We start from the raw sequence: 19,492 nt of genomic DNA on the forward strand, positions 1-19,492 counted from the left end.
ACTTCTGAAAAACAAAGTCGTATTTGACGGTCGAAATATCTATGATGCAGAATATCTGAAAGAAGAAGGGTTTGTACATTATGGAATTGGGATGGCTGAAACGAAATACGATTAAAATGAATTGCATTTAATCAAAATATTATATAATCATCGAAGGAAAATTTGCAGGTGATTTCATATTATGATGATAGACGATAATAGTAATGGCAACGATGTAGTTGAAATATTTTCGGTTTAAGAATTTAAAACTTAATAAGAAAGTATTACAATAAATTATTTAAAAATTTTCTACTCTAGAATATTTTAAACTTATAAAGTGGACTAGAAAAGTAAAAATGTCATGAATATAATAATGATTTAAAATCATTAAAAAGTATAGGGTTTTTTGAAATGGTATAAGGGTATTATAGATAAATATTTATGGAAAAAGATTTGGTAATCAGAAAAGCGGTTTTAAATGGAAAAGTAAAGATAAGCGGAGCAAAAAACAGTGCTTTACGTTTACTTGCAGCAGCAATGCTTACTGACGAAACGGTAGAACTGAACAATTTTCCCAATGGCTTGTTAGATGTTCAGATCCATCTGGATATGCTTAAAGTATTAGGAAAAGATATTTACACGATTGAAGACAATGTGGTTATAAAAGAGACGCAATCTGAAATAACTTCATTAGATTGGACAGAACGTTCTATAAGAAATACATTACTTATTTTGGGAGCACTAGTCACTCGTTTCGGAGAAGGAAGAGTTCCTTTACCGGGAGGATGTAAGTTAGGCGAAAGAAAATATGATTTACATGTTATGCTTTTAGAAAATCTTGGAGCAGAAGTATGGGAAGAAGAACCGGGATTTTTGTGTGCTAAAGTAAAAGTAGGAAAACGACTAACGGGTTCTGAAATTCATTTACCGATGCGTTCTACAGGAGCAACAGAAAACTCTATTCTCTGTGCATCTTTAGCCAAGGGAACCACTACCATTTGGAATCCGCATATTCGCCCTGAAATTATGGACTTAATTGATATGCTAACCAAAATGGGAGCTAAAATTAAAGTATATGGGCAGAAATGTATTGTAGTTGAAGGCGTAGAAAAACTTTCTGCTGTAAAACATGCCGTAATTCCTGATAATATGGAAGCTCTGACGTGGGCAATAGGTGCAGTAATTACAAATGGAGAGGTAGAAATAGAGAATTTTCCGTTTGAACACCTTGAAATTCCCATGGTTTATTTAAGAGAAAGTGGAATGAAGTTCTACAGAGGAGAAAACAGCTTGATTGTAAAAGGAGGAACACCTTATCCTGTTGAAATTAGTACTGGGCCTTATCCAGGAATAAACTCTGATATGCAGCCACTTTTTGCCGTATATGGAGCCATGTGTCAGGGAGAATCCAAAGTAGTAGATTTAAGGTTTCCGGGACGTTACGGTTACGCAGAAGAGTTGGCAAAGATGGGAATGAAATACCAGGTACAAGGTGATATGTTGGTAATTGAAGGGGGAACTTCGCTAAAAGGGGCAACCGTTACCGCTCTGGACTTAAGAGCAGGGATTGCATTATTGTTAGCAGGATTGACGGCAGAAGGCGAAACCATTATCGAAAGTTCATGGCAGATTCATAGAGGGTACGAAAATTTGTTTGGTAAGCTGAGGCAATTAGGAGTAAACATTTAAAGATGGCCTCAATAAAACAAACATTCAGAGATATAAAAAATGATTTTCCTAAAGGAAAAATAAGTTTGCGATTATTCATTACTTACTATTTATATAGTCCAAGATTCAGAATTTTACTTAACCATAGATTAGGAAAATTCTTTTCAAAAAGTAAGAATATTTTGATTAGACAAATCGGAAGTTATTATAAAACAAGAATGATTATTAAGAGGAATTGTGATTTCTCATATAATGCCAATATTGGTAAGAATTTTAAAATGCCACATCCTATAGGTATTGTTATAGGTGATGGAGTTATTATTAAAGATAATGTAATGATTTTTCAGCAGGTAACTATTGGAAGTCATGGGAAAAAAGACGAAGAAATGAAATATCCAGTAATAGAGTCTGGAGTTAAAATTTACGCAGGAGCTAAAATTATAGGAGGAATTAGAATTGGAGAAAATGCTATCATTGGAGCCAATGCTGTGGTGAATATTGATGTTCCCTCTAATACAACTGCCGTTGGCATTCCCTGCAAAATTATAAGGAAATGATAGTAAAGTCGTCATTTATAAAAGACGTTCTTAGGGTAGGTGTTTCCCAAGGTTTGATGATTATCTTTGGGCTTACTGCTTCTATAATTACTGCCCGTTATATAGGTCCGGAGGGAAATGGAATTATAGCAGGACTTGCTGTGTACCCCTCTTTGTTTATGACAGTTGGGTCATTGGGAATCAGACAATCAACAACCTATTTTTTGGGAAAAGGAATATTTTCTGAAGAGCAAATCAAAACAGCCATCACCCAAATATGGATGATGACAACAGTTGTTTCTTTGTTGGTCTGCTTTGTTTTGATGTACTATTTCAGTAACTCAGGCTCTAATTTGATATTGGTGATATTAGCTTTATTACCCATTCCTTTTAGCTTATTCAATACCTATAATTCGGGAATATTTTTAGGAAAGAACGATATTAAAACCTTCAATAAGATTAATTGGATTCCGTCCTTAATTGCTTTATTAGGAACTGCTCTTTTTGTAATATTACTTCAGTGGGATGTAGAGGGAGCTATGGTTGCCTCAATATGCGGACCGGTTTTTATGTTTGTAATACTGTTGTTTAAGAATAAATTTTTGCAATTCTTTTCTTTACAATATAATTGGGTAATTATTAAACAAATGCTTTCTCTTGGGATTATTTACGCCCTGTCTTTATTTGTTATAAATCTAAATTATAGAATTGATGTTATATTGCTAGATAAACTTAGCAACGCATACGAATTAGGAATTTATGCCAAGGGTGCAAGCATTACCCAATATCTATGGCAGATTCCAATGCTATTGAGCACTGTTGTTTTTGCCCGAAGTGCTGTATCCAAGAATGACAAAGGGTTTTCATTAAAAGTGGCTCAGTTGTTAAGAATTTCTTTTATAATTATTGGAATTGTTTCTATCGGATTGTTGTTGTTTTCCGAATTGATAATCGTAGTTATGTACGGAGAGAGCTTTAGAGATAGCTCTTCGGTATTGCGTTATCTTTTACCTGGAGTTCTTATACTTACTATTTTTAAGGTTATGAATATGGATTTAGCAGGAAAAGGTAAGCCTTGGATAGCCATGAAAGCTATGATTCCTGCCCTTATAATAAACGTGGTGATGAACATACTACTTATCCCAAATTTGGGAGCAGAGGGAGCCGCTATTTCTTCTACGGTAAGCTATGGAGTCGCAGGTATTTTATTTTTATTTTTTTACAGCAGAGCAGTAAACATAAGTATGAAGGAAATCATGGTGTATAAAAAAGCAGATTTTGACCCTATATTGGATGTGTTGAAAAAACTAAAGAAAAAATGAAAATTTATAATAATTTTGAACTTACCAATTATAATTCATACAATGTAAAATCACATTGTAAGACTGCTTATTTTCCCGAAAATGAAAATGATGTCATTTCTTTTTTTTCAAACCATAAGGATTTTATTTTATTAGGTAGTGGTCATAATATTATTTTCTCAAAAGAATATTATGAAAAATCGGTATTGATTTTCAATGGAAATTATAATGCAATTAGCTTGTCGGAAGACAGTCTTTTAGAAATAGAGGCCGGAGCCATGATGTGGGATGTTGCCAAATTTGCGCTTGATCATTCATTACAGGGTTTAGAAATATTCTGGGATATACCCAGCTCTCTTGGAGGAGCAGTTGTAATGAACGCAGGAGCAAGCGGAGAAGAAATAAAGGATGTTTTGGTCAAGGTGCGTTATCTGGACTTAATTGATTATGAAGTAAAAGAAATAGCTAAAGAAGATATCTCTTTTGAGTACCGTAATAGTTTTTTTCAAAAAAATACTGACAAAATAGTACTCAAGGCGTGGCTACAATTGCAAAAAGCAAATAAAGATGCTATTTATGAAAAAATGGAAACCATAAAAACACAACGTTGGGCAAAACAGCCTAAAGAATTTCCAAATGGGGGTAGTGTTTTTAAGCGACCAAAAGGGTACTATGTAGGAGCAATAATGGACGAGTTGGGATTAAAAGGTTTTACAGTTGGAGGAGCAAAAATTTCAGAAAAACACGGAGGATTTATTATAAACTATAATAATGCTACCGGACAGGATATTTTAGATATTATCAGAGAAGTAAAACGGCAGGTATGGGAGAAATATCAGATAGATTTGGAAGTAGAACAAAGAGTGATATGATTATGAAACCAAAAGTGGCGGTTATTACCTTATATTACAATAGAAGAGACCATGTCGTAGACTCTATCAATAGTTTATTAAACCAGACATATGAAAATTTAGAAATTATCATAGTAGATGATTGTTCTAAAGACGATACATACGAAATCATTCAAAAAACCGTAACTAACTCTTCAAGAGTAAAATGCTTAAAAAATGAACACAATAAAGGATTTACTCAGACTTTGATCGACACAATTAATAATACTGAAGCAGAATACATAGCGATTCATGGAGCAGGAGATATTTCACTCCCCACTCGTATCGAAGAACAAGTAAAACATTTAGAAAACAATCTACAAGTTGGAGTAGTTACGACTGATATAACCAATTCAAAAAAATCAAAATTTCATAAAACTGAAATTACACTCGATGATTTACTCCAAAAAAACCGAATAACCCACGGTGCTGTAATGTTTCGAAAAAAACCTTACGATGAGGTAGGTGGTTACAGAACATTTTTTACAACAAGACAAGATAAAGATTTATGGTTTAGAATGAGTTTGATAACAAAAATTCATTTTCTAAATAAAAAGTTATATGAGTTAGTAGAAATAAAAAAATCAGTATCTCAAACGGCTTCTTTGACTGGAATGCCCACACTCATATCAGGATTTGCAAAATTTTTGATACTTGAGAGAATAAAGACTGGGACAGATTCATTAGATTTGTTTGGAGCCAGTGGAGCTTTATACTATAATCCATCTACAGCAAACACACTTTTTTATAAAAATTTAAGAATAAATATACTTCAAAAGAATATAAATAATGTTATTTCATATTTAAATATTTTGATTAAAATCAATACCAATAGATTTTTAATTGCAGCCTATAAGATTTTTAGAAAACTTTTAATTTATTCGAAACGATGATAAATAGACTTTTAAATAAATACCGTAGAACCTTTTGGCCTGCAGAAAAATATGCACGTTTTGTAGGGGTGAAAATTGGAAAAGATTGTCTTATATCTACCAAGAATTTTCCAACTGAAGCTTATTTGGTAGAAATAGGGGACCATTGTAGGATAGCTTCGGATGTTACATTTTTTACCCATGGGGGATTATGGTCACAAAGAAAAAAACATAAAAACTTAGATTATTTTGGCAAGATAAAAATAGGTAATTATACATATGTAGGAGAAGGTTCTAAAATAATGCCAGGAGTTGTTATAGGGAATGATGTCATTGTGGGAGCTGGAACTATAGTAACAAAATCAGTTCCTGATGGTATGATTGCCGCTGGTAATCCTGCACGAATTGTAGGGGAAACTAAGAATTTTGTAGAAAAAATAAAACAATTCGATGTGGGGTCTAAAGGAATGAATTATGATGAGAAAAAAAAGTATTTATTATCGCTTTCTGAAGAGAAATTTATAAAAAAATAGAATCGATTTGTCACTGTAGTTAGAAAGCAATCTAAAAATTTAATATGTTTAAAAAGCTCCTTTTTTTTGGAATTGTTTTACTCTTATCTGTTTATTACTTCAACTCAAATGAAAACATGGATAAAGAAGTAATATTTATTTTACTTTCTTTAGTAGGAGTTACCACATTTTTATTTTTTTACAGAAAAGAAGCTGAACCAAACCTAAAAGGTCAATTTTTTAAACATTCTACCATTGCAGTTACAGGTTTATTGATAGTCAATTTCCAGTATTATATCGATTATTTAGTTGGTAATATACCTATTACTGATAGTTTTATTTTTGTAAATCAACGTATTGTTGTCAAGTCACTTACACTTTCTTTGATAGGATTGTTGATGTTCTTTATAGGTTACTTAAGCTATACAAAAAGAAAAAAAATATTTAAAGCTAGAAAGCGCATTTATCACACCAAATATTTAGAAATACTAGTAGTGGTTTTTCTCATTTTATATTTCTCAACCATTAACATAAACTATGTAATGGGTGGATATGGTAAGGTAGATAAAGGATCGGGCATTACTTATATTGATTTGTTATTTAAAACTTTTGTGATAAGTACCATTATCCAAAAAACAAGAAATCTGATTCTAAGCGGTAAAGAGAATATAACAATAAAAATATATTTGAAAAATCTAGGGTTACCTCTAAATATATCTTTGATTTTATATTTGCTGACGGTTCTATTAAGTGGTGACCGAGGACCTTTAATTACTTTTTTAATACTAGTTTTTACGGGATATTTATTTGTTACAAAGCGAAAAGTAAAAAAAAGGTATGGAATTTTGGCATTATTTGTGGGTGCGAGCTTAATTACAATATTAGGTGTGGCGCGCAGTTTCAGCTCAGATTTATCATTTACAGATAAAGTGCAGCTTGCATTTCAAGATGACCCATTTAGTCAGGAGAAATCATTCTTACCACAAACCAAAGAATTAGCAGGGTCTGTTAAAGCAAATCATCATGCCGTCGATTTTGTACCCGAACACCATGATTTTTTATATGGAAGATTTCAATTTCAACAAATTACAGTAGTATTACCTTTTTTTAATATTTTTAATGTTATCATTTTTGAAGATGTTTCAAAAAAGTATGCAGGATCAGCATCCTTTGTTACCTGGATTTTTCAAGGCGATAGACCTACCTATGGAAATGGGACGTCAGTCATTGCTGATTTTTATTTTGACTTGGGATTGATAGGTGTTGTAATAGGTATGTTTTTTTTCGGATATTTTATGCGGATGGCCGAAGTCAAAATGTACGTTGAAAAAATGCCAAGTTTATTTTCCCATACATTTTTTATGGTTTACATTGGGAGTGCATTATACATTGCACGTTCATCATTTTTATTTGAATTCAGAACAGTTGTTTGGGTTTTTGTTATATTATTAATCAATCAATACCTTTTTAATAAAAAATATTTGTAAACCACAAAAGATTTGAAAAATAAAAACAGCAATATATGCTTTTTTGTAACTACACTCGATAGTGGCGGTTTAGAAAACTATTTATTAAGATTTTTACAATATAAAGCTGAAAATTTTGGAAAAATAATAGTTTTTTGTAAAGGAGGTAAATCGGGACAATTAGAAGAAAAATATAAATCAATATCAGATTTAACTATTCATATTAAGGAAATAAGTTATTTTAATCCCAAAGATTACATCTATTTATACAAATTCTTAAAAAAAAATAGAATAAGTTCGGTCTGTGACTTTACAGGTAATTTTGCCGGATTAATTCTATTCACTGCCAAATGCGCCAATATTAGTAAAAGAGTTTCCTTTTACAGAGGCTCCTCAAATCATTTTATCGAATCCGGATTAAGATTGATGTATAATAAATTTGTCAAATATCTGACCTATAAGTATGCTACAGATATCTTGTCAAATTCCAAAGCTGCTTTTGATTTTTTCTATCCGGATATTTGGAAAAAAGACAATCGTTTTGAGGTGATTTATAACGGCATAAACCCTGCAACGTTTGTAAATGAAAATAAGAACCTGCGACAAGAACTCAATATTCCGGAAAATGCATTTGTGATAGGACATACAGGTAGGTATAATGAGGCTAAAAATCATAAAACAATCTTGAAAGTTGCACTTGAATTCTGTAAGAGAAACAAAGATTTTTACTTTTTGTTTTGTGGTAATGGTGTGAAAGATAATTTAGAAGAGATTATAAAAAAGCATCAATTTCAACAGAGAATTATAGTACTAAATAATCGTACTGATATACCAAAAGTACTAAAAACAATAGATTGTTATTATTTCCCCTCTATTACAGAAGGCCAGCCAAATGCTTTAATTGAAGCGATGATAATGAATATCCCTATTGTAGCCTCAGATATTCCATCTATAAAGGAATCTGTTCCTGATTATTTTGTAGAAGAATTAGTGCCTGCTGAATCAGTAGATGAAGCGATTGATAAAATATTACAGGTTTATACTACTGATAACTATCCTCTGTTAGGGAAATGGGCAATAGAAAAGTTTGATTATAAATTACTTTTTGAGCAGTTTTTTGCTGTTTTGAATAATAAAAAGATTAAATGAAAAATTTAGTGTTTGCCACAGAAGCTCGTTTTACAAAAGATTCTCAAGGGAATATCTATGGAGACGCGTCGTTTTCACACTCATTATGGGAAAGATATTTAAAAGTTTTTGACCGCATATTTGTTATAGCAAGAGTAAACACAGATGCCAACTTCAAAGGGGATTTTCTTTTTTTGTCTAATTCCGAAAATGTCATATTTATTGAAGTTCCTTATTATATAGGCCCCCTGGAGTATTTAAAGAAAAGAAAAATAATAAAAAAAATAATAAAAAAAAATGTTGAGAAACTAAAAGATGAAAGTAAGTTTATTTGTAGAATTCCCGGACAAATAAGTGATTTAGTTATTGATGTATTAAATAAAAACAAAAAAAAATACGCTCTGGAAGTAGTCGGAGATCCGGATGATGTATTTGCTCCTGGAACAATAAAACATCCTCTGAGAAGATATTTCCGGAATAAGATGGTGAAATCTATGGAAAATAACATCCGAAATGCTTCGGGAGTACTTTATGTGACAAAAAACACACTTCAGAGCAAATACCCTGTAAAAGAAGGTACTTTCACAACCTATGCTTCAAATGTGCAGTTAAACAGTTCCGAAACAATAGAAGTTCCAAAAAAATGGCAATCGAAAAATACGATAAATATAACTTCTATCGGCTCTTTAGAGCAAATGTATAAAGCGCCCGATGTCGTTCTTGAAGCCATTAAGATTGTGAATGAAAATAAAAAAGAAATTGAAATCAACCTTTTGTGGATGGGAGATGGGAAGTTTAAAGACAATATGATAGAACTGGCAAAGGAACTGGGAATTGAACAAAACATTGACTTTATCGGAAATGTAAATAAACAACAAGTATTTGAACATCTTTCTAATTCTGATATCTTTATATTGGCCTCAAGGACAGAGGGATTGCCAAGGGCCATTATTGAGGCTATGTCAATAGGTCTTCCTGTAATTGGAACAAATGTAGGAGGTATACCGGAATTGATAGAAGACTCTGTATTAGTAGAGAAAAACAATGCCATAGCCCTAGCAGAAAAAATTGAAGAAGTAATATCAAACCAAGTTTTTTATAACCAACAGGCCGCAAGAAATTTTGAAGAAGCTAAAAATTATAAAGACGAATTTTTAGCCGTGAAAAGGTTTGAATTTTATAGTTTTATTAATGATAATTTATAAGCAATGCACATTTTACACCTTATAAAGACAAGTGAAGGAGCCACTTGGGCAATTAAATTGTTGCAAGAAATGAAAAATGCATATAAAGAAATAACTTTTAGTGTTGTTATTCCTTCAGGCGGTAAACATTTCGAAGAATATAAAAATTTATGCAAAAATGTTTATGATTTTGACTTTAAATTAGACACCGGTATCTATAAGCAGGGCAAAATACTTAAAGATATTGTACTAAAAGAAAACCCGGATATCATACACAGTTGGTTTACTCAAACAACATTATATTCTAGGCTCTTTTTAAGAAATGTTGATATACCTGTTATTTTTCAGGTTGCAGGACCCGCTCATTTAGAAAATTCAATTTTCAAATTGGGAGATATTAAAAGTGCTCAAAAAAATGACTACTGGATTGCAACTTCAGAGTATATATACAATAAATACCTGTCTTCTGGAGTTTCAAAAAATAAACTTTTTTTAAATTATGCTTTTATTGATGCTAAAGCATTACTTCATTCAAAAGAACACATTGAACCTAGAAATATAAGAAAAGAATTCAATATCGATGAAAATATAAAAATCATAGGTACAGCATCCTATATTTACCCGCCAAAATTCTATGAAAAAACTGGAATTAAAGGGCATGAGTTTCTTTTAGAAGTATTTGAAAAATTATTGAAAAAAAGAAATGATGTAGTTTTACTAATAGCCGGGACTACATTTGGAGGAGACCCATCCTATGAAAATAAATTAAAGCAAAAAGCTAAAAATATAGCCAAGGATAAAGTTATTTTTACAGGCAAATATCACCATATATATGAGATTATTTCAAATTTTGATATTTTTATCTATTTGTCAAAATCTGAAAATTTAGGAGGTGTATACGAAAGTTTACTTTTTGAGATTCCGACTATTTCTTCAAATAAAGGAGCTTTGACAGAATTAGTTATCAATAACGAAACAGGTTTTAATGCCGACCCTAATGATACTGACAAGCTCGTAGAACACATATTAAGTTTATTAGAAAATGATAATAAAATATTAAAAACAAAAGGAAAAGACTTGGTCATGAATAAATTTAATAAAGAAGCAATTGTTCAGAAGACTTATGAAGTTTATACTAAAATTATAGAAGATTTTAAAATAAAACATTTCGATTAAATATGTATAAATACTTTTTAAAGCGTCTTTTTGACTTTTTTGCAGCTCTCTTAGGATTGATTTTACTAAGCCCCATTTTCATTTTTGTGATGATAGGGTTGTTTTTAGCCAATCAAGGAAAACCCTTTTTCTTTCAGCTACGTCCTGGGAAAAACGAACGCATGTTTAAGATTGTAAAGTTCAAAACCATGAACGACAAAAAAGATGCTAATGAAAATCTTTTATCAGATGCAGAACGATTGACCAAAATAGGCAACTTTGTAAGAAAGACTTCTTTAGATGAAGTGCCACAACTACTAAACGTTTTGAAAGGCGACATGTCCCTGATAGGCCCTAGGCCTTTGCTGACTCAGTATTTGCCTTTGTACAACGATGTCCAGAAAAGAAGACATGAAGTGCGCCCTGGAATTACCGGCTGGGCACAAGTCAATGGAAGAAATGCAATTTCATGGGAACAGAAATTTGAATTTGATGTTTGGTATGTAGATAATGTGTCATTCCAACTAGATATAAAAATATTATTTTTAACATTCAAAAAAGTATTTGTCAGGGAAGGGATTTCTCAAGAGGGACAAGTTACAATGACACCTTTTAAAGGTAACAATAATTAAAAAATATGTATTTATTTGGCGCCAGCGGGCATGGAAAAGTTATTGCTGAAATTGCGGAACTACTTAAAATAAAAATACAAGGCTTCGTTGATGCAAATACAAACATCAAAACCTTGTTGGATTATGAAGTTTCTCATAAAATTCCTGAAAATGCAAAAAATATTATCATTTCAATTGGAAATAATAATACAAGAAAGAAAATTTACGAAACACATACAAAATATACTTACCCTATTCTAATTCACCCAAACTCTAATGTGTCTCACAGAGCTCAGTTAGACATAGGTTCTGTTGTAATGGCTGGGTCAACTATAAACTCAGAAACTAAAATAGGAAAACATTGTATAATTAATACCAATGCATCCATTGATCATGATTGTATCATAGAGGATTTTGTACATATATCTCCAAATGCCGCCTTGGCAGGATCGGTTTATGTTTCAGAAGGAACCCACATAGGAATTGGTGCATCTGTCATTCAAGGATTAAAAATAGGAAAATGGGCAACTATAGGAGCCGGAGCAGTCATAATCAAGGATGTGCCTGACTATGCTGTTGTGGTAGGAAACCCTGCAAGAATAATAAAATTTCAACAGAAATAAAATTCTCTTAACCTAAAACCTATTATCTTTGCAAAAATTTATATCGCTAAGCTTAATAACTAAAATGAATTCAAAAAAAATATGGTTGTCCTCCCCACACATGGGAGGAAATGAGCTGAAATATATCCATGAAGCCTTTGCTGAAAATTGGGTAGCTCCCTTAGGTCCAAATGTAGAAGGTTTTGAAAAAGACTTAGCTGACTATTTAGGAGGCAATTCGTATGTTGCCGCATTGAGCGCCGGAACAGCAGCAATCCACTTAGGGCTGATTATGTTGGGTGTGGAAGCAGGCGACGAAGTAATCTGTCAAAGTATGACATTTTCAGCTTCAGCAAATCCCATTATGTACCAAGGCGCAACTCCTGTTTTTATCGACAGTGAGGCAGAAACCTGGAATATGTGTCCGGAACAATTAGAAAGAGCAATAAAAGACAGAATAGCTAACGGTAAAAAACCAAAAGCGATCATCGCTGTTCATTTATATGGAATGCCCTATAAACATGATGAGATCAAATCTATAGCAGAAAAATACCAAATCCCAGTTTTGGAAGATGCTGCAGAAGCCTTGGGAAGCAAATATAAAGGACAAAATTGTGGAACCTTAGGTGATATTTCTGTATTATCATTCAATGGAAATAAAATAATAACCACTTCTGGTGGAGGTGCAATGGTTGTGAAAGACAAAGCTCTGAAAGACAGAGCAATATTTTTGTCAACACAAGCAAGAGACAATGCTCCACACTACCAACACTCTCATGTTGGGTTCAATTACAGAATGTCCAATATCGTTGCAGGGATCGGACGCGGACAAATGGAAGTATTGGACGAAAGGGTAAAAGCAAGAAGAGCTAACTTTGAATATTACCAAAATAAATTTGAAAAAGACAATGGTATTACTTTTGTAAATGAACCCCAAGGATTTTTCTCGAACAGATGGTTGTCATGTATATTGACAGAATCATTCGAAAGAAGAGAACAGATCAGATTGAATTTACAGAATTATAATATAGAAACCAGACCTTTGTGGAAGCCTATGCACATGCAGCCTATATTTGAGAAATATCCTCAATATATGAATGGAACGAGCGAGAAATTGTTCGAAGTTGGTTTATGTTTGCCAAGTGGTTCTGATTTAACTAAAGAAGATTTAGACAGAGTAATTGAAGGGTTCTAATTTTTTGTTGTTCAGACAACAGTTGAAGAGAAGTTTACGGAGAGAAACTCCTCGCTGGGTAGTGTTTTGTATAGATTTATACATTACACTCAACACTTTTCTATTGGGATTTTTAATCGTTACAAATTTCAAACTCCAGATATCTGGAGTTGATTTGAAAATAGCGATGATTCAGTCGCCACAAGTTCTGTTTTTTGCATTTGTAGCATTTGTAGCAACATCTTCTTACAAAGGAATTGTTCGACATACGGGGTTCAAAGATATTTTAAGTGTTTTAAGAGCAAATGTACTTTTAGCATTTATGTTGGGACTTTTCTCTTGGTTAGTGAGTAAAGCATCTCCGGAATCAGTTCACATTATAAACGCACCCACTGTAATTATTCATTTTCTGCTCAACACAATGGCGTTGATTTTCTTGAGAATTCTTTACAAAAATCTCTATGATTATTACGTAGTAGGGACCCGTTATACAAAACGTGCAATGATTTATGGCGCAGGAGACTCGGGGGTAATTACCTATAAAGCACTTAAAAATGATGAAAGAAGCCGCATCAGTATTTTCGGATATTTAGACGATAAAAAAAGTAAGACCGGAAAAAAAATAAATGGCGTTACAGTTTATGATCCTAAAAAAGTAGATGCTCGATTCTTAGAAAAACACCATATAAACGAAATAATTATTTCTATTCAAAACATACGTCCTTCAAGACTTAGAGAAATAGTAGATTCTTTTACGGACTCACCTGTGACGTTGAAAATTGTTCCAGCGGTTAATAAATGGCTGAACGGTGACTTGAACCCACAACAAATTAAAGCGGTAAAAATCGAAGACCTTTTAGGACGAAAACCAATAAAACTTGATAATCCTGAAATTCGCGAAGAAATCCGTGATAAAGTTGTTTTGGTTACAGGGGCGGCTGGTTCCATCGGCAGCGAAATATCACGTCAGTTGATGGGGTATCCTTATAAAAAACTCATATTGGTTGATCAGGCAGAATCACCTCTTTATGACCTTCAGCAAACGACACAAGGTTTATGTAAAGGAGAATGTGAATTTGTGATGGGTGATGTGAGAGACCCTAACCGTGTTGATACAATTTTTAGGATTTTCAGACCGCAGATTGTATTTCATGCAGCTGCATATAAACATGTCCCTTTGATGGAAGATAATCCATATGAAGCAGTTCACACCAACGTCAAAGGAACTAAAATTGTAGCAGATAAAGCTGCTGAATATGAAGTAGAAAAATTTGTAATGGTTTCTACAGATAAAGCGGTTAATCCGACTAACGTTATGGGTGCAACCAAACGCCTGGCGGAGTTATATGTTACTTATTTAAACAAAAGAGTAAATACAAATTTTATCGTTACAAGATTTGGAAACGTTTTAGGTTCAAACGGTTCTGTAATTCCAATTTTCAAAAGACAAATCGAGGAAGGTGGACCGCTTACCGTTACGCATCCTGATATTACCCGTTTCTTTATGACAATTCCTGAAGCTTGTCAGTTGGTCTTGGAGGCCGGTGTTATGGGAAAAGGGGGAGAAGTATTTGTCTTTGATATGGGTGAATCTGTAAAAATTATTGACCTGGCCAAAAAAATAATAAGATTGAGTGGGATGCGCTATCCACAGGACATTGATATAAAGATAACAGGATTGAGACCAGGAGAAAAAATATTTGAAGAACTTTTGGCAGATGGAGAATCCACAATGAAAACACATCACGAAAAAATCATGATTGCTACTGTATGTAATGACGATTCTGATGAATTCAATGAGAAAATACAAGAATTAATCAAAGAAAATCACAACCCCAACCAAAGAGAAAAGAATTTACTTTTAGTAACTAAAATTAAGGAGCTCGTTCCGGAATATGTTTCCCAGAATTCTATCTATACCAGTATAGATGAACAAAAAAATAATGTTTGATTTTAAATTATATCTTTACACCACTTTAATCCACAGCATGAAAAATAGGATTTTAAACAAACCAATTCAATTTATCCTTATTTGCTTGGCACTCATTTCTTTAACCGGATGTGCTACAAGAGAACAAATTGTTTATTTTCAAGGAGACATCGATTCTATAGAGCAGCAGGTTGAAAAGTACTCACCCACCATCCAACCCGATGATTTATTAGTGATAACTATATCAGCGAGAGATTTTGAAGCTACAAAACCTTTCAATCAGGTAAACTACTATTACCAATCTCCAAATGAAGCAAGACTTCAAACTTATTTGGTGGATGAAGAAGGTAACATAGACTATCCGGTATTAGGTAAAATAGAACTTGGGGGTTTAACCCGTTCACAAGCTACAAATAAGTTGAAAAAATTATTGGAAGAGTACATTATAGATCCAGGAGCGACAATTAATATTACCAATTTTAAGGTTACTGTATTGGGTGAGGTAACACGTCCCGGAAGTTACACAATCCCAAATGAGAGAATTACAATCCTTGAAGCTTTAGGCCTGGCAGGAGATTTAACCATAAATGGAGTAAGGAATAATGTAATGGTAATCAGGGAAATAAATGGAGAAAAAACCTTTCATAGGGTTGATTTGACTTCCGGAAATGTAGTTAATTCCCCTGTGTATTTCCTGATGCAAAATGACGTTGTTTATATAGAGCCAAATAAAGCACAGATACAGTCTTCTGCATTTGGAAGAAATACCTCAATAATTATTTCTGTTGCAGGATTGTTAATAACAGTAATTTCGGTGCTTACCCGATAATACAAAATAGAAATGGAGAAAAGCGATTTATATAATTCATTTGAAGAAGAAGAGAATAACTTCAACCTAAGGGAAGTTTTAGAACAATATCTCTATTACTGGAAATGGTTTGTGCTGGGGTTTATAATTGCTATAGCAGGTGCATATATTTATTTGAGATACAGCACTCCCGCATATATGGTCTCCTCTAAAATACTTTTACTGGACGAAACCAATTCAATGTCTGGCGAACTAGCAGCCCTGCAGGATCTTTCAATACTTTCAGATGGGGGAAAAGCAAATGTAGAAGATCAAATTGAAATATTAAAGTCAAGGCGTTTAATGACAGAAGTCGTTACTCAGTTAAATTTAAATATACAATATCTAAGAGAGGGAAGATTTAAAACTACCGAGCTTCTGAATGAAAGTTCGCCCATTAAATTAAAATTATTGGAACAAAATTCAACTTTAAAAGATACGTTGAGTTCCAATTTCTTGGTAAAAATAATCTCTCCGACAGAATATGAAATAAAAGAGGAAGAAAAAGGTTTCAAAACAATAGCGAAATTTGGAAACAGAATAAAGTCTCCGGTTGGAGAAATCATTCTTATACCCAATGGAGAAAATCTAAATAAAAACGTAAACGACTTATTCTATATAAGAGTTCGACCTTTTATGAAAGTTGTTGAGAGCTATCGAAATAAAATCCAAGCGGAAGCTACAGGATCAGGCACCCGCAAAAACAATGTTATCACACTTTCAATGGTCGATAACGTAAAAGCCAAGGCAGTACGTATAATTGATGAGTTAGTAACACAATACAATGCCGATGCTGTAAATGATAAAAAACGCGTAGGTGAAAAAACAGCAAAATTTATCAATGAAAGATTAGATCTCGTAACTGCAGACCTTAAAGGAGCAGATGAGGATGTTAAAGAATTTAAATCCCAAAACAATGTTACAGATCTGGAAACTGAAACAGGAATCAATTTACAAACCTCGGCTCAAAATGATAGTAAGCTGTTGGAATATTCAACGCAGTTGAATTTGGTAAGTTATATGAACGATTATCTCAATTCCAACTCTAACGATTTAGTTCCTGCAAATATTGGTCTTAATGACGTTGCCATAAATACTTCAACCCAAAAGTACAACGAGCTGATTCTAGCAAGAGAATCCATGCTTACCCACTCGACAGAGAAAAATCCAATTGTGCAAAACCTCAATCAGCAAATTAATGATTTAGGGCAATCACTCAAAACAAGTTTGAATAACTACAAACAAACTACTCAGATTGCTGTAAACAATATAAAAAGAGAGGGTGGCTCTATTAATTCTAAAATCTCTGCTTTTCCAAACCAGGAAAAACAATTCAGAGACTTATCCAGACAACAGCAAATTGTAGAAGCTATTTATCTTTTTCTTCTTCAAAAAAGAGAGGAAACAGAAATTTCTAATGCCGCAACACCTTCAAAAATAAAAATCGTAGATACAGCTTATGGAAATGATACGCCAATATCTCCCAAAAAAAATATAATATATCTGGGAGCTGCTATCTTGGGACTTATAATTCCTTTTGGTTTTCTTTATACAAGATTTTTACTTGACAATAAAGTTCATACCCGTAAAGAAATGGAAGCAGTTGTAAAAGCTCCTGTTATAGGAGACATTCCAACTTCTGAAAATACTTTTATTGAACAAAACGACAGAAGTGTACTTGCAGAAGCATTCCGCATTTTACGTACTAACATGAGTTTTTATTTATCAGGAAATAAAAATGAAACAAAAAATATTTTTATAACCTCCACGATAAGCGGAGAAGGGAAAACATTTATAGCAACCAATCTATCAATAGTCCTTTCTTCATCCACAACAAAAAACAGAGTATTGATTATTGAAGCAGATATTCGTAGTCCTAAAGTATTGGATTATCTCAATATTAAAAATCTAATGTCCAACCGTAAAGGTATTACTCATTTCTTGATGGATGAAGATTTAACAATAGAAGATATTATAATAAAAGACTCTTCTTATGCATTTGACATCATTTCTGCGGGTGTTTTGGCGCCTAATCCTTCTGAATTATTGATGAATGGGAGATTCCAGGAAATGATTAGCCAGGCACAGGGAAAATACGATTATATAGTTGTAGATACAGCTCCTGTAAGTTTGGTGACGGATACACAGTTGATTTCTGAGCAGGCAGATTTATTTATTTATGTAACACGTGCAAATTATCTAGATAAACGATTGCTTAATGTTCCTAGAGAACTTTACCGTGACAAAAAACTTCCAAACATGGCAATGTTATTAAATGACGTCGGAGCGGGAAGAGGTTACGGCTATGGTTACGGCTACGGATATGGCTACGGATATGGTTATGGCTACGTTCAGCAAAAGAAAAAATGGTACGAAAAATTTTTACCTGAAAATCCCTTAAAGAGAAAATAAATTTTTAAATAATTTCAGCCACCACAAAGGTGCTTCCGCCAACATAGATGAAATCATCTGCGTTGGCGTTTTCTTTTGCGCTTTCCAAAGCATTTTTAATGGTTGAATGATAAGTAGCATCCAATTCATTTGGAACCAATTTCTTCAGATCCTCCAAAAGCATCTTACGTGGAACATCCGGCTCACTGAAATAATATCGTGCATCTTTAGGGAAAAGTTCCAGGATGGACACGACGTCTTTATCATTTACAAACCCCAAAACCAAATGGAGTTTTTCATACTCGGTTTGATTAATTTGTTTCATCACTTCACTCAAACCATGCGTATTGTGTGCCGTATCGGTAACGATGAGTGGGTTTCTCTGAAGAATGTCCCAACGACCTCGCAAACCTGTATTTTTAACTACATTTTTCAATCCTCTTTCGATTGAATTTTCATCAATATGAAATCCTTTCTTTTGTAAAATATCAACTGCCATAAGCACTGTTCTTCTGTTTTTTATCTGATAAATTCCAATCAAATCTGACTCATATTCCTTGAATGAATTTTCTTCAGTGAAGACAATTTCAGAATGGGTTTCTTTAGCTTTTTGTTCAAATACTTTTCTGGTTTCTGGAAGCGTCTCTCCGATTACGACAGGAATATTAGGTTTGATGATTCCTGCTTTTTCAAATGCAATTTCTTCAATTGTATTCCCTAAAATATTTATATGGTCAAATCCGATGTTGGTAATCACAGACAAAATAGGCATGATGATATTGGTAGAATCCAATCTTCCGCCCAAACCGGTTTCGATTACCGCAATATCTACATTTTCTTTGGCAAAATAATCAAAAGCCATCGCCACAGAAACTTCAAAAAATGAAGCCTCAAGCGATTCGATTTTAGCTGAATTATTTTCTACAAAATCGATGATAAAATCTTCGCTGCACATTTCGCCGTTGACTCTGATTCTTTCTCTGAAATCTTTCAGATGGGGAGAAGTCGTCAATCCCACTTTGTAACCTGATTCCTGCAAAATCGAAGAAAGCATGTGCGAAGTGCTCCCTTTTCCGTTGGTGCCAGCAACATGAATGGTCAAATATTTTTGGTGAGGATTTCCCAAATATTCGGTAAGCAATCTGATGTTGTGTAAATCTTTTTTCAGCGCCGCGCTGCCAATTCTCTGAAACATAGGCAGCTTTTCATAAAGCCATTCAACCGTCTGTGCGAAATTTTTTTTCAT

At 33.2% G+C, this 19,492-nt stretch carries 17 protein-coding genes; 16 read left to right on the plus strand and 1 reads right to left on the minus strand.

Features of this window, described 5'->3' with window-relative positions:
• Window positions 1-420 precede the first annotated feature (420 nt).
• The 16 genes from murA (at window position 421) to B8977_RS09650 (ending at window position 18,267) form a co-directional block, all read left to right on the plus strand.
• Window positions 421-1,668, plus strand: a complete 1,248-nt coding sequence (gene murA, locus B8977_RS09575) for a UDP-N-acetylglucosamine 1-carboxyvinyltransferase (protein WP_084017496.1) — start codon at window positions 421-423, stop codon at window positions 1,666-1,668.
• 2 nt (window positions 1,669-1,670) lie between these two features.
• On the plus strand, window positions 1,671-2,204 hold the full coding sequence (locus B8977_RS15290) for a serine O-acetyltransferase (RefSeq protein ID WP_084017497.1): 534 nt from the start codon (window positions 1,671-1,673) through the stop codon (window positions 2,202-2,204).
• On the plus strand, window positions 2,201-3,505 hold the full coding sequence (locus tag B8977_RS09585; protein ID WP_084017498.1) for a flippase: 1,305 nt from the start codon (window positions 2,201-2,203) through the stop codon (window positions 3,503-3,505). Before B8977_RS15290 ends, B8977_RS09585 begins: the two co-directional genes overlap by 4 nt.
• On the plus strand, window positions 3,502-4,356 hold the full coding sequence (gene murB, locus B8977_RS09590; RefSeq protein ID WP_084017499.1) for a UDP-N-acetylmuramate dehydrogenase: 855 nt from the start codon (window positions 3,502-3,504) through the stop codon (window positions 4,354-4,356). Before B8977_RS09585 ends, murB begins: the two co-directional genes overlap by 4 nt.
• Window positions 4,308-5,267, plus strand: coding sequence for a glycosyltransferase family 2 protein (locus B8977_RS09595; protein ID WP_084017500.1), 960 nt, complete (start codon window positions 4,308-4,310; stop codon window positions 5,265-5,267). Before murB ends, B8977_RS09595 begins: the two co-directional genes overlap by 49 nt.
• The gene (locus B8977_RS09600) at window positions 5,264-5,779 is read left to right on the plus strand and encodes an acyltransferase (RefSeq protein ID WP_084017501.1); all 516 of its coding nucleotides are present in this window, start codon (window positions 5,264-5,266) and stop codon (window positions 5,777-5,779) included. Before B8977_RS09595 ends, B8977_RS09600 begins: the two co-directional genes overlap by 4 nt.
• 44 nt (window positions 5,780-5,823) lie before the next feature.
• Window positions 5,824-7,245 carry an O-antigen polysaccharide polymerase Wzy gene (gene wzy, locus B8977_RS09605; protein WP_084017502.1) on the plus strand — a complete coding sequence of 474 codons (1,422 nt, stop codon included), beginning with the start codon at window positions 5,824-5,826 and terminating at the stop codon, window positions 7,243-7,245.
• A gap of 12 nt (window positions 7,246-7,257) precedes the next feature.
• Window positions 7,258-8,373 (plus strand): glycosyltransferase, encoded by a 1,116-nt coding sequence (locus B8977_RS09610; protein WP_084017503.1) that lies wholly within the window; start codon window positions 7,258-7,260, stop codon window positions 8,371-8,373.
• Window positions 8,370-9,557: a glycosyltransferase gene (locus B8977_RS09615; protein WP_084017504.1), complete on the plus strand. Its 1,188-nt coding sequence runs from the start codon at window positions 8,370-8,372 to the stop codon at window positions 9,555-9,557. The genes B8977_RS09610 and B8977_RS09615 overlap by 4 nt, the downstream gene beginning before the upstream one ends.
• A gap of 3 nt (window positions 9,558-9,560) precedes the next feature.
• Window positions 9,561-10,712: a glycosyltransferase family 4 protein gene (locus tag B8977_RS09620; RefSeq protein ID WP_084017505.1), complete on the plus strand. Its 1,152-nt coding sequence runs from the start codon at window positions 9,561-9,563 to the stop codon at window positions 10,710-10,712.
• A 2-nt stretch (window positions 10,713-10,714) separates the two neighbouring features.
• The gene (locus tag B8977_RS09625; protein ID WP_084017506.1) at window positions 10,715-11,323 is read left to right on the plus strand and encodes a sugar transferase; all 609 of its coding nucleotides are present in this window, start codon (window positions 10,715-10,717) and stop codon (window positions 11,321-11,323) included.
• 5 nt (window positions 11,324-11,328) lie between these two features.
• On the plus strand, window positions 11,329-11,925 hold the full coding sequence (locus B8977_RS09630) for an acetyltransferase (RefSeq protein WP_084017507.1): 597 nt from the start codon (window positions 11,329-11,331) through the stop codon (window positions 11,923-11,925).
• A gap of 64 nt (window positions 11,926-11,989) precedes the next feature.
• Entirely contained in the window at window positions 11,990-13,099 is a 1,110-nt protein-coding gene (locus B8977_RS09635) for a DegT/DnrJ/EryC1/StrS family aminotransferase (protein WP_084017508.1), read from the plus strand.
• A gap of 103 nt (window positions 13,100-13,202) precedes the next feature.
• Window positions 13,203-15,029 carry a polysaccharide biosynthesis protein gene (locus B8977_RS09640; protein ID WP_317043202.1) on the plus strand — a complete coding sequence of 609 codons (1,827 nt, stop codon included), beginning with the start codon at window positions 13,203-13,205 and terminating at the stop codon, window positions 15,027-15,029.
• Between the two features lie 37 nt (window positions 15,030-15,066).
• Window positions 15,067-15,837, plus strand: a complete 771-nt coding sequence (locus B8977_RS09645) for a polysaccharide biosynthesis/export family protein (RefSeq protein WP_084017680.1) — start codon at window positions 15,067-15,069, stop codon at window positions 15,835-15,837.
• A 12-nt stretch (window positions 15,838-15,849) separates the two neighbouring features.
• Complete coding sequence (locus B8977_RS09650; protein WP_084017509.1) at window positions 15,850-18,267, plus strand: GumC family protein; 2,418 nt, start codon at window positions 15,850-15,852, stop codon at window positions 18,265-18,267.
• A 4-nt stretch (window positions 18,268-18,271) separates the two neighbouring features.
• On the opposite strand, the gene B8977_RS09655 is transcribed toward B8977_RS09650, so the two are convergent.
• Window positions 18,272-19,492, minus strand: a complete 1,221-nt coding sequence (locus B8977_RS09655) for a bifunctional folylpolyglutamate synthase/dihydrofolate synthase (protein WP_084017510.1) — start codon at window positions 19,490-19,492, stop codon at window positions 18,272-18,274.

Origin of the sequence: Moheibacter sediminis, from assembly GCF_900176425.1 — a bacterium.
In the GTDB taxonomy this organism is placed as follows: domain Bacteria; phylum Bacteroidota; class Bacteroidia; order Flavobacteriales; family Weeksellaceae; genus Moheibacter; species Moheibacter sediminis.

Excerpts from the sequence above, each read along its gene's own strand:
- murA (WP_084017496.1), top strand. The coding sequence starts at position 421 with ATGGAAAAAGATTTGGTAATCAGAAAAGCGGTTTTAAATGGAAAAGTA.
- B8977_RS15290 (WP_084017497.1), top strand. The coding sequence starts at position 1,671 with ATGGCCTCAATAAAACAAACATTCAGAGATATAAAAAATGATTTTCCT.
- B8977_RS09585 (WP_084017498.1), top strand. The coding sequence starts at position 2,201 with ATGATAGTAAAGTCGTCATTTATAAAAGACGTTCTTAGGGTAGGTGTT.
- murB (WP_084017499.1), top strand. The coding sequence starts at position 3,502 with ATGAAAATTTATAATAATTTTGAACTTACCAATTATAATTCATACAAT.
- B8977_RS09595 (WP_084017500.1), top strand. The coding sequence starts at position 4,308 with ATGGGAGAAATATCAGATAGATTTGGAAGTAGAACAAAGAGTGATATG.
- B8977_RS09600 (WP_084017501.1), top strand. The coding sequence starts at position 5,264 with ATGATAAATAGACTTTTAAATAAATACCGTAGAACCTTTTGGCCTGCA.
- wzy (WP_084017502.1), top strand. The coding sequence starts at position 5,824 with ATGTTTAAAAAGCTCCTTTTTTTTGGAATTGTTTTACTCTTATCTGTT.
- B8977_RS09615 (WP_084017504.1), top strand. The coding sequence starts at position 8,370 with ATGAAAAATTTAGTGTTTGCCACAGAAGCTCGTTTTACAAAAGATTCT.
- B8977_RS09620 (WP_084017505.1), top strand. The coding sequence starts at position 9,561 with ATGCACATTTTACACCTTATAAAGACAAGTGAAGGAGCCACTTGGGCA.
- B8977_RS09625 (WP_084017506.1), top strand. The coding sequence starts at position 10,715 with ATGTATAAATACTTTTTAAAGCGTCTTTTTGACTTTTTTGCAGCTCTC.
- B8977_RS09630 (WP_084017507.1), top strand. The coding sequence starts at position 11,329 with ATGTATTTATTTGGCGCCAGCGGGCATGGAAAAGTTATTGCTGAAATT.
- B8977_RS09635 (WP_084017508.1), top strand. The coding sequence starts at position 11,990 with ATGAATTCAAAAAAAATATGGTTGTCCTCCCCACACATGGGAGGAAAT.
- B8977_RS09645 (WP_084017680.1), top strand. The coding sequence starts at position 15,067 with ATGAAAAATAGGATTTTAAACAAACCAATTCAATTTATCCTTATTTGC.
- B8977_RS09650 (WP_084017509.1), top strand. The coding sequence starts at position 15,850 with ATGGAGAAAAGCGATTTATATAATTCATTTGAAGAAGAAGAGAATAAC.
- B8977_RS09655 (WP_084017510.1), bottom strand. The coding sequence starts at position 19,492 with ATGAAAAAAAATTTCGCACAGACGGTTGAATGGCTTTATGAAAAGCTG.